The 10,235-nt window shown below is 54.3% G+C and carries 12 protein-coding genes; 8 read left to right on the top strand and 4 right to left on the bottom strand.

From position 1 onward, the window contains the following. Both ACFDSS_RS11380 and ACFDSS_RS11375 read right to left on the bottom strand, forming a co-directional pair. Positions 1 to 329 (bottom strand): response regulator (locus tag ACFDSS_RS11380; protein WP_375255861.1); only part of this gene is annotated, 329 nt, incomplete at its 3' end. 92 nt (positions 330 to 421) lie between these two features. Next, positions 422 to 700 (bottom strand): DUF1153 domain-containing protein, encoded by a 279-nt coding sequence (locus ACFDSS_RS11375; protein WP_375255860.1) that lies wholly within the window; start codon positions 698 to 700, stop codon positions 422 to 424. A 130-nt stretch (positions 701 to 830) separates the two neighbouring features. On the opposite strand from ACFDSS_RS11375, the gene mnmA reads away from it, so the two are divergent. From mnmA to ACFDSS_RS11335, 8 genes are all read left to right on the top strand, one after another. Then, positions 831 to 1,970: a tRNA 2-thiouridine(34) synthase MnmA gene (gene mnmA / locus ACFDSS_RS11370; protein ID WP_375255859.1), complete on the top strand. Its 1,140-nt coding sequence runs from the start codon at positions 831 to 833 to the stop codon at positions 1,968 to 1,970. A 185-nt stretch (positions 1,971 to 2,155) separates the two neighbouring features. After that, entirely contained in the window at positions 2,156 to 2,638 is a 483-nt protein-coding gene (locus ACFDSS_RS11365; RefSeq protein WP_375255858.1) for a YHS domain-containing (seleno)protein, read from the top strand. Between the two features lie 123 nt (positions 2,639 to 2,761). Further along, complete coding sequence (locus ACFDSS_RS11360; RefSeq protein ID WP_375255857.1) at positions 2,762 to 3,625, top strand: ATPase; 864 nt, start codon at positions 2,762 to 2,764, stop codon at positions 3,623 to 3,625. Positions 3,626 to 3,662: 37 nt separating this feature from the next. Beyond that, positions 3,663 to 4,580 carry a homoserine O-succinyltransferase gene (gene metA / locus ACFDSS_RS11355; protein ID WP_375255856.1) on the top strand — a complete coding sequence of 306 codons (918 nt, stop codon included), beginning with the start codon at positions 3,663 to 3,665 and terminating at the stop codon, positions 4,578 to 4,580. A 4-nt stretch (positions 4,581 to 4,584) separates the two neighbouring features. Next, the gene (locus ACFDSS_RS11350; RefSeq protein ID WP_375255855.1) at positions 4,585 to 5,565 is read left to right on the top strand and encodes an alpha/beta fold hydrolase; all 981 of its coding nucleotides are present in this window, start codon (positions 4,585 to 4,587) and stop codon (positions 5,563 to 5,565) included. Between the two features lie 69 nt (positions 5,566 to 5,634). Continuing rightward, positions 5,635 to 6,504 (top strand): polyphosphate kinase 2, encoded by an 870-nt coding sequence (gene ppk2 / locus ACFDSS_RS11345; RefSeq protein ID WP_375255854.1) that lies wholly within the window; start codon positions 5,635 to 5,637, stop codon positions 6,502 to 6,504. Beyond that, a complete protein-coding gene (locus ACFDSS_RS11340) occupies positions 6,497 to 7,114 on the top strand; it encodes a TetR/AcrR family transcriptional regulator (protein WP_375255853.1) in 618 nt (205 codons plus the stop codon). Before ppk2 ends, ACFDSS_RS11340 begins: the two co-directional genes overlap by 8 nt. Before the next feature lie 12 nt (positions 7,115 to 7,126). Next, positions 7,127 to 7,642 carry an acyloxyacyl hydrolase gene (locus ACFDSS_RS11335; protein ID WP_375255852.1) on the top strand — a complete coding sequence of 172 codons (516 nt, stop codon included), beginning with the start codon at positions 7,127 to 7,129 and terminating at the stop codon, positions 7,640 to 7,642. Positions 7,643 to 7,675: 33 nt separating this feature from the next. On the opposite strand, the gene ACFDSS_RS11330 is transcribed toward ACFDSS_RS11335, so the two are convergent. Then, complete coding sequence (locus ACFDSS_RS11330) at positions 7,676 to 8,152, bottom strand: hypothetical protein (protein ID WP_375255851.1); 477 nt, start codon at positions 8,150 to 8,152, stop codon at positions 7,676 to 7,678. A 283-nt stretch (positions 8,153 to 8,435) separates the two neighbouring features. Then, the coding region (locus tag ACFDSS_RS11325; RefSeq protein WP_375255850.1) for an acyltransferase family protein at positions 8,436 to 10,235 on the bottom strand (1,800 nt) is incomplete at its 5' end.

The following is a 10,235-nucleotide window of genomic DNA, read 5'->3' as shown; positions in this document are numbered from 1 at the left end:
GCCACGAGTTCTTCGCGGTGGAAGGGTTTGGTCAGATAGTCATCTGCACCAAAACCAAAGCCTTTTAGCTTGCTTTCAGTCCCATCATCCCCTGAGAGGATCAATATAGGCGTATCAATGCGGCTGAGGCGGAGTTGACGCAACACCTCATGTCCGTTCATGTCGGGCAGGTTAATATCCAACAAAATCAAATCATAATCGTAGAGTTTCGCAAGATCGATCCCCTCTTCCCCCATGTCCGTCGTATAGACGTTCAGGTTGGCGTGGGTTAGCATCAACTCGATACTTTTAGAGGTCGTCGGGTCGTCTTCAACAAGCAACACACGCATGAGAGTTCTCCACTCAAATTTTTTGATAGTTGTAACTAACCGGATAAAGGTTAATCTCTGGTTACTATCATGAGGAACGATTGCATTTCTACCTAGGGTTGTCTATAGCGTTTCAGATTGGTTGCTTTCAAGGCCGCTTCACCATGGTTCAACACTGCGGTTTTCCACCCGTCGAACTCCTCTTCTGACAAGCCATATCGTTCAAGCGCCTCTTTCTGCGTAATCAACCCATGCACAACTGCACGCACGACGGCTGCTTTACGCGACGCGACCCAGCGGCGTGTTTTCTCACTTGGCAAGTCTGCCCGTGTCATGATCCTGCCGTCGGGCAAGGTCACTGATCGCGGTCCTTCCACTTTGCGTAGGTACATAATTTCCCCTTTCCTAGCGCACTCCAGTCGCGAATATGACGCATGTGCATTAATGAGCGGTGTAGCCCCCTTGAGAGTGCCCCGCCTTTTCCTATATTTTGTCGCGGAACCCTTATTTTCTGGACAAAGCATGTCACTTGATTCCCCGCTCAATTCATTGGGCTTCGCCAAGCCGCCTGCGCAGACACGCGTGGTTGTTGCCATGTCCGGTGGCGTCGACAGTTCTGTCGTGGCCGCCATGCTCGCAGAAGAAGGTTACGATGTGGTTGGCGTCACCCTACAATTATACGATCACGGCGCAGCGCTTGCGAAAAAGGGCGCTTGCTGCGCAGGTCGGGATATTCACGATGCCCGCCGTGTGGCCGAAGACATGGGTTTTCCCCACTACGTGCTCGATTATGAGAACACCTTCCGCGAAGCCGTGATGGATGAATTCGCGGATAGCTATTTGGCTGGAGCGACACCCGTACCCTGCATCCGTTGCAATGAACGTGTGAAATTCAAAGATCTGCTGGAGACCGCAAAGGATCTCGACGCGGATTGCATGGCGACGGGCCATTATATCCAGCGCAAGATGGGTGGTGCCGGTGCTGAGCTTCATTCTGCCGCCGACCCGACCAAGGACCAGAGCTACTTCCTGTTTTCCACCACCCAGGAACAGTTGGATTATCTGCGCTTTCCCTTGGGGCATCATGCCTCAAAGGAAGAGACGCGCGTATTGGCCGGCAAATACGGGTTGCGTGTCGCTGACAAGCCCGACAGTCAGGACATCTGCTTTGTGCCCAATGGCAATTATGCCGCTGTCATTGAAAAGCTGCGTCCCGGTGCCGCCGCGCCCGGAGAGATTGTTGATACAGAAGGTCATGCGCTTGGCACCCATAGGGGTGTGATCCACTACACGATTGGTCAACGCCGCGGTTTGGGGATCGGTGGCCTTTCGGACCCGCTCTATGTTGTGAAACTTGATGTGGATGCCAAACAGGTCGTTGTGGGCCCGCGCGACTTGCTGGCCACGCGCCGCGTCCCGATCCGGGAAATCAACTGGATTGGTGGTGGCACTCTGATGGACCAAACTGAGCGCCAAATCGCAGTGCGTGTGCGTTCCACGCGCCCGCCGACGGATGCGGTTCTGCGTCCGATCTCGGAGACCGAGGCGGAAGTGGAACTGCTTGTGGCGGAACAGGGGGTCTCTCCGGGGCAGGCATGCGTGTTTTATGACACCGACAGCAGCCGCGTTTTGGGTGGCGGCTGGATCTGGCGCGGGGTATGATCGGGTCGCCGGCGTAAGGCGGTCACCGCGGGCGGCAGATGCCTCCGGCGGGAGTTTTCCGGGCAAGATGATAAGGAAGGGAGTGCCAGCCGCCCTCAATCGCGATTGCAACACGGGGTCACATGTCTGTGTGGCCCCTTTCTTTTGGCACTGGCCTTGCCCCAACTAAGGACAAGCAAACCAAAATGATACCGATGGAGGACCCCGACATGACGATCACACGCCGCCACCTTTTAACCTTCGCCATGATCGCACCCGCAGCGACTATTATCGCCCGCAGCGCCATGGCGGCCACCCATCAGGTCTATGCGGAAGACGGGATTGCCGTTGATGGATCAGACGTCGTCGCTTATTTCAAGGAAGACCGTCCGGTTGCAGGCGATCCTGGAATTACATTTGACTATATGGGAGTGACGTGGCGCTTCAGCAGTGTTGATAACCGCGATACCTTTGCCGCTGATCCCCTGGCCTACGCCCCGCAATACGGTGGCTATTGTGCCTATGCTGTAAGTCAGGGCTATACCGCGCCAACCGTGCCGGAAGCCTGGACCGTAGTTGATGGCAAGCTCTACCTGAATTTCTCGACCAGCGTGCGTCGTCGTTGGTTGCGTGATGTGGCGGGACATATTGCTGCGGCTGATGCGAATTGGCCATCGGTCCTGGGGTAAGGAGGCATTGGCGCGGAATGATTGGCATTTCAGGATACACTTTGAGGCGACTGTTTCGAAGACGCAGATGCAAGGCGCAAAAAATGCTGGCAGAAACCGCGCCTTGGCGTTACCCACAGCGCCATGATTTATGCATCTGCATCTGAATGGCGCAACGCCCCGCAAAAGCGTGTCTTGCTCTTTGCGATGTCGGGTTTGGGCAAAACATATCTGTCGACCATGCTCCGCAGCACCGGCGACTGGTTCCACTATTCGATCGATTACCGGATCGGCACCCGCTACATGGGTGAGAAAATCGCCGATAATGCCAAGCGTGAGGCGATGAAAGTGCCGTTTCTGCGCGATCTTCTACGCTCCAATTCGATCTACATCGGCTCAAATATATCATTTGATGATCTCAAACCGATGTCGTCATATCTCGGAAAGCCGGGCAATCCCGGATTGGGTGGGCTGCCGTGGGATGAATATACGCGCCGTCAGGACGAGTTTCAGCAGTCTGAGATCGCCGCCTTGCTAGATACGCAGTATTTCATTGACCGCTCTGTCGCGCTTTACCAATATCCGCATTTCATTTGTGACACCGGTGGCTCGATTTGCGAGTGGGTGGATGCCGACAACCCCGTCGATCCGGTCCTCACCGATCTGGCCGCAAATACGCTGATGGTCTGGATTGAAGGGACCGAGGCGCATACGGCAGAGCTAATCCGTCGCTTTGACAAGGAACCCAAGCCGATGTCCTATGATCCGGCTTTCCTGCTGGCTACTTGGGAGGCTTATCTGGATGAATTCAACGCCCATTCTGACACGGTAGACCCCGATGACTTCATCCGCTGGGCCTTTGCGAAGGCTTTGGCGCATCGCCAGCCGCGCTATAAAGCTATGGCCGAGAAATGGGGTATTACCGTCCCGCAGGAGGCGGTTGAGGCCGTCAAGGATCAGGAGGGCTTTGTTAGCATGATTGCTGACGCCCTTGAGATGCGCAGCTAAGCCGCCTATCTCTGCCCTCCTATCAGGAAAATAACCGATGCCGATTAAATTGCCCGCCGCCCTGCCCGCCTATGATGTGTTGTCGCAAGAAGGCGTCATGGTGCTTGATGAAGACACCGCCGCCCGTCAGGACATCCGCCCGCTGCGGATTGCCTTGTTGAATCTGATGCCAAAGAAGATCCAGACCGAGAATCAATTCGCGCGACTGATTGGGGCGACACCTTTGCAGATTGAGCTGTCATTGCTGCGCATGTCAGAGCACCAGACAAAGAACACCGCCGCCGAGCATATGGAAGAGTTCTACCGCCCGTTCTCAGAAGTCAAAGACCACAAGTATGACGGGCTCATCATCACCGGCGCCCCGATCGAACATCTTCCCTTTGAGCAGGTGACCTATTGGGATGAGTTGACAGAGGTCTTTGAATGGACACAAACCAATGTGCATTCCACCTTTGGCGTCTGCTGGGGCGGGATGGCAATGATAAACTATTTCCATGGTGTGCAAAAACACTTGTTGGACCATAAGGCCTTTGGCTGTTTCCGGCATCATAACACGGCGCCCGCGTCGCCTTTTCTGCGGGGTTTCTCTGATGATTGCGTGATCCCCGTAAGTCGCTGGACCGAGATGCGCCAGGACGAGATTGATGCCGTGGGGGGCCTTCAAACGCTCATTACAAGTGACGAATCAGGCCCTGCGCTGGTTGAAGACCCTGCCCATCGTGCGCTCTATATCTTCAACCATTTTGAATATGACAGTGGCACGCTCAAGCAGGAATATGACCGCGATATCGCAGAAGGCACCCCAATCAACGTGCCGATGAACTATTATCCGGATGATGACCCAACCCAACAGCCGCAGAACAGGTGGCGAAGTCACGCACACCTCCTATATGGAAACTGGATAAACGAAATTTACCAGACCACCCATTTTGAGTTGGATAAAATTGGTCGTTAAGACGTTGACAGTATCCGCTATTGCGATCGCCATTGGGGCGGCCTTTACGGCTGTGGGTACCAAACAACGCGCAGCACAGGCAGAGGTAAATTACCCCCCGCTGGGCTCCTTCATCGATGTGACAGGCGGCAAAGTCCATTTTGTGCAGGAAGGTCGCGGGCCGCATCTGATCTTACTGCATGGTGCAGGCGGAAACTTGCGCGAATTCACCTTTGATCTGATGCGTCGTTTGACTGATCGCTACACCGTAACAGCGTTCGATCGGCCCGGCTTGGGATATACGGATCGCGTTCCGCATGTCGAAAACGGATTGACCGAAGTCGAAGGCGCCAGCCCGCTTGACCAGGCACATATGCTTCGTGAAGCCGCAACCGAAATCGGGATTGCCGATCCGATTGTCGCCGGTCACAGCTATGGCGGGGTCGTGGCGTTGGCCTGGGCATTGGCAGGGCTGGATGAAGGCGTACCCGTGAACGCCAAGGCAGTGGTGTCGCTTGCCGGGGTTGCCATGCCATGGCCGGGCGAATTGGACCCCTATTACACCGTCAATGGCAGCGTGTTTGGCGGGCTGGTGACAATCCCGCTTCTGTCGGCATTGCTGCCGCAAAGCATCGTCGCACGCAGGATCGAGAGCACTTTCGCCCCGCAAACCGAACCTGAAGGTTACAGCAACTACATTGGCACCGACCTGACCCTGCGCGCGGACAGCATGCGCGCAAACATCCGGCAGGTGAACACGCTGCGCCCGCATGTGGTCGAGATGGCAAAGCGTTACCCGGAATTAACTCTGCCAATCGAATTTGTGCACGGTGAAGCCGACGAAACAGTGCCGATCAGTATCCATGCCGAAGAAATCGAAAAGATTGTACGTCAGGTGAATACGACTCGGTTGCCCGGTATTGGTCACATGCCACATCATGCGGCACCGCTCCGCGTGATTGCCGCCATTGATCGCGCAGCGGCGCGCGCGGGTCTCAACCGCTGAAGCCGCATTGCAATTGCGCTTTGCAATGTTAAGCCTCATATAGATAGGCAGACATTCAGGAGAGTTTTCATGGATTTACCCTTTGACGGAGGTATCAGCCGTTACTTCGCGGACGAGGCCCCGGAAGACGTGCGCAATGCGATCATGGCGGGCCGCAAGGGTGACATTCTCGATCCAGCCTTCCCTTATGACCAGCGTTGGGAGCGTGACGCATATGAAGACGCACTCGCCGCGCTCCAGATTGAGCTGGTGCGGATGCAAGCCTGGGCGCGTGATACAGGCCAACGCATCGCCGTGGTCTTTGAAGGCCGGGATGCGGCAGGCAAAGGCGGAACGATCAAGCGAATTCGCGAAAATCTGAACCCGCGTCATGCAAAAATCGTCGCCCTGTCGAAGCCTTCGGATGTTGAGGCAACTCAATGGTATTTTCAAAGGTATATCAAACATCTACCATCCGAAGGTGAAGTGACGCTTTTCGATCGCAGTTGGTACAACAGGGGCGTCGTAGAGCATGTTTTCGGCTTTTGTACGCCAGAGCAACGCGACCGCTGGTTCACCCAAACGCCTGAGTTCGAAAACATGTTGGTCAACGAGGGGATCACACTGATTAAGATCTGGCTCAACGTTGGGCGTGCAACGCAAATGAAGCGGTTTCTGGACCGCGAAAGCGATCCGCTCAAGCAATGGAAACTCAGCTGGATTGACGTCGCTGGGTTGGCAAAATGGGATGCCTATTCCAAGGCAATTGATGAAACACTTACGAAAACCCATAGTGATGTGGCCCCTTGGACTGTGATCCGTGCCGATGACAAACGGCGTGCGCGGGTGCAGGTGATCCGCTATATCCTGTCGCAGCTTGACTACGCCCGCAAGGACGCAAGCGCACTCACCCCGCTTGACGCGGAAATCATCGGAGGCCCTGACCTCTGGCATGGTTAAACGCGGTTATCACCACGGCAATCTGCGCGAAGCACTGATTATGGGCTGTCTGACCCTGATCGAAAAGCGCGGTCCCACCGGGTTTACCCTCTCAGAGGCGGCCCGCGAAGCCGGCGTGACCCCCGCCGCCGTCTATCGCCATTTTGAAGGTCGCGAGGACTTGATCGCCGCTGCTGCACATAAAGGCTATGAGCTTTTCGGCGACCTGATGGAACATGCCTTTGGGGATGGGCAACCCTCTGCACTCGCCGCATTTGAAGCAACGGGCCGGGCCTATCTAGCCTTTGCGCGCAAGTACCCCGGCTACTATATCGCGATGTTCGAAAGTGGCATTTCGATCAACCGCTCACCGGAACTGCATGCGGTTGCAACCCGCGCGATGGGGGTTCTGGAAAAAGCCGCCGAACAGCTTAGCCAACACATTCCGATTGAAAAAAGACCGCCACCACAGATGTTTAGCGCCCATATTTGGGCCTTGAGCCATGGTGTGGTTGAACTTTTTGCACGCGCCAATCCCGGCACCAAAAGCCCATTCCCACCCGAGGATTTGCTCGAAACCGGCATTGGCATCTATCTGCGCGGTCTTGGACTGATCGCGCCTGACGATTGAAGGACGACAACAATGGACGGCACTCTGGCTGCAATATTTTTCATCCTCGGGCTTGGCGACATGATCCTCAATGACTGCCCAACCGGCTGTCTGGATTCACGTTACGGCCCACCAACATGGAACTTTCAGGCCGCGAACGTCCTTTTCGATGAAAGGCAGTTGGGTCAAGAGGTCTACCTCGGCTTTGACAGCGGCCAATCCTATGGGCCCTTCGCGATAACCTACGGGGGCTCTTTGACAGACGAAAGCGATATGTGGGTGGGCGTCGGCGCCAAATGGACTTCCCAGAGACATCTTGAAAGCCGGTTCTTTTTTGAGGCGTCCGTGATGCCCGGCCTGCATGTCCGTGGCGACGGACCTGATCTTGGTGGCGCATTGCAATTTCGATCAGCAGTGGGTGCCGGGTACAGGTTTGAGAACGGGGCAAGCATCACGGTGCTCTATGACCATCGGTCGAATGCAGACCTGCAGTCAGTGAACCCGGGCTTGGAAACATTTGGCATCCGCTACGCGGTCAATCTGGACTAGATGCGCAGGTCTTATCTGCGAAGTACCGCCATGCTATCCAGCGGGCCGCAAGAAATCCTCGGCCAAGGAAAGCATTTCGTCGGTTGGCTCCAGCTCCACAAAATCAATGAGTTTCCGCCTTAACTCAGGGTCTGATCGGAATACGTCATAAGGAATTGAAAGATAGGGGCAGCCATTAGCGACCAAGAAATTGAAGGCGGCCTTATAGAGCGCATCTGCGCCAGCGGCACCATAAACAGCAGGCCAATTGCGCCGTCTGCGCGTTCTCTCGATGTCTTTGAGCGGCCGGGTGACAAAAACAAATATGGGGTCGATGCGTTGCTTTAGAAAGGGCAACAAGAGTGTCTGCAAGGGCTGTTTGAGAACGATATGTGTGCGGTGCTGACGCGCCGCTTCATCGCATTGTTCTGCCCACCACGCATCAAACCAGACAATGAAATCCTGCTGTTTTCCAACTTCCTTGAGCAACGTTTCATCAAAAAGCTTCCCCAACGCCGCTTGGTAAGCCAAAGGTTCATATGCGTTGGGGTCCTGGTGTCATTGGTACGGAAATGCGGCGGGCAGCTATATCCACCGCAAGCATCCAGATACCCCGCGACAGCGGTCGAGCCGCTGCTCCAAGCGGCAATGATAACAATCGGTTTCATAATTGATTCACCTATTTTTGTCGCTATTTTCTGGAGGCCGTATTCTTGCCGGCGCATTTCATGTCAAAGAAGCAAGTGCGAAAATGGTTAGGGTGCAAGCCGCTGAACGAATTGAGCGGCCATCCGTGAGCGCCTGACGTACGATATCAATTCAACTGACGACGCGGGGTTACTGCCCTGATTGCCTCAAGGATAATGGGCGCAATGCGTGCAGCACCAGTGCTTGATAGGTGATCGTCATCATAGTAATAGACCCCACCTTGATCTGCATTGACACAGCGCCCAGTCGCTTCAGAGCACAACGCGTCCTGTATCCGCGCGGCCTGAATACGCGGGCTCTCAGCAACTAGTTTATCAAAAAGAATTTCAACATCGCGATTCCGAGCAAGATAGCGAGCATAGGATGTGCTGACGGGAGCGTTGACAGAACCAAACAGAATTTGTTTGAACGCACGTTGCGGCACGTCCCAACCAGCTTCGGGGACAGAATAGACAAGGACAACATTGAAGCGTTCGGACAGCCCTTTGATTTCGCGTTCGTAGGACCTCAATACTCTCTCACGGCGGTCCTGTTCGTCCCGATCTGCAGTGGTTCGGTCATTCAAATCAACAACCGCTGGCGCCCCCAATTCAACCCCGCCCTCTCCATTGTCAAAACGGCTTCCCTCTAAGAACAGCGGCCACCGTGCAGCCAGAACAACCGTATCGATATTCGCTGCCTCGGCGAAGGCATAAGCATCCTCATTGAAGCCCGCACAGTCATGGTCCTCTGCCCTATCAAATCTACGTAATTTTGGGATTGGAGGGCAGCCGATATAAGTTGTCATATAATGCGCAAGTCCATTGTTCAGCAGCAATTTGCTTAATTCTTCGTTCATAGCGTTGGAGTGACTATCTCCAATCATCATAACTGTGGGCTGTGATTCCCCTGACGGGAAGACACATTCTGGAATTGGAGCATCCGGCAAACCTTTTCTCTCATTGAACAGGCATTGGCGCCCCGAACGTTCCTCTTCAGCGGATGCAATTTGTTGCAATTCAACACTCAAGCGGACCGGAAAACCACCTGAGATTTGTCCCGCCAGCCCGATTCCAATGAAAGCAACCCCGGCGATTGCGCTGGCAACAAATACGCTTTTCTGGGTAGGCAAAGCTGGCCGCGAACGTTGTCGGAATGGTTGTTCGACAAAATGCCATGTTGCCCACGCGAGCACCAACGCCAAAATAGCAAGTGCCGAAATCAACAGACTGCTTGGTTCGGAAATGGAGCGTAGTCTAGCAAATGCGAAGAGTGGTTGATGCCAAAGGTACGCACTGTAAGAAATCAGTCCGACGCCAATCAAACCACGCATTGACAGCAGCGATCCAACAAATGTGCCGCGACCTGCGAACAAGATAATCAGAGCCGCACCAGTAACAGGAACCAAAGTGTAAACACTTGGAAATGGGACCGTTTGGTCATAGACGAACACCGCGAATATCACGGCTGCAAGGCCAATCAGACTAAGCAGATTGTTTGGCTTTATCGTCCTGCCCGAGAGTAGAAATGCGCAAATTGAACCTACGAGCAGCTCCCAAAATCGGGAAAAAGTGAAATAGAAGCTAATATCAGGCTCATTGCGCCAGCCCCATTCGCTCAAGAGCAAACTAAGGATGGCAGAGACCAGAATAACATAGAACACTTTTTGCCGCCCAAACCGCCAGATCGCCAATAGAAAAACGGGAAACAAAAAGTAATATTGTTCTTCTACTGCCAAGCTCCAAGTATGCAGGAGTGGTTTTAGCTCCGCAGCAGATTCAAAATATCCGGTCTCGGCCCCAAACAGCCAATTCGAAATGAAGAGGCTCACTGCAATAAGGCTTTGCGAAAATTCCTCCAACTGTGACGGCATCATCCACATGTAGGCGAATGGTAGGCTGGCCAACATAGATCGGAAGAGCACACG

The sequence above is a fragment of the Yoonia sp. genome, assembly GCF_042093035.1.
Taxonomy (GTDB): Bacteria; Pseudomonadota; Alphaproteobacteria; order Rhodobacterales; family Rhodobacteraceae; genus Yoonia.
This window is presented reverse-complemented; position numbering and strand designations above follow the sequence as displayed.